1 protein-coding gene is annotated in these 405 nt (G+C 43.2%); it reads left to right on the top strand.

What is annotated here, in order from left to right:
* Nucleotides 1-76: 76 nt before the first annotated feature.
* Nucleotides 77-405: ParA family protein (locus FLQ44_RS22630; RefSeq protein WP_147696158.1), on the top strand; the 329-nt coding region annotated here is incomplete at its 3' end.

Genomic DNA, 405 nt, shown 5'->3' with positions numbered 1-405 from the left:
AAAGCTGGAATTACCAAGCTGTCGGCTATCATTAGGATAAAATCAGTAAGATAAATAAGGAATAAAATGCAGTAAAATGACTACCATCTGCTTCAGCAATTTAAAGGGCGGAGTAGGAAAATCAACGACTCTGACCCATTTCGCCTATTGGTTATCTGCCATTAAAAAGCGCAAGGTCGCCGTTATTGACGCTGATGGTCAAAGCAGTACATCCACCTGGCTGCAATCGATGGATACAGAGATCCCTCTATATCGCATGACAGATCCAGATGAGTTAGCGGAAGAAATTCCCAAGCTGGAAAAGACTGTGGATTATTTGGTAGTGGACAATGCCGGGAATTTGGGAGAAGCAACCCGGTGTACGCTTCTAACTGCAAAACTTGCAGTAATTCCGATTATCCCATC

The organism is Vogesella mureinivorans (assembly GCF_007644035.1).
GTDB classification, from domain to species: domain Bacteria; phylum Pseudomonadota; class Gammaproteobacteria; order Burkholderiales; family Chromobacteriaceae; genus Vogesella; species Vogesella mureinivorans.
The sequence above is the reverse complement of the archived record's forward strand: the minus strand, read 5'-3'. Positions and strand labels throughout refer to the sequence as shown.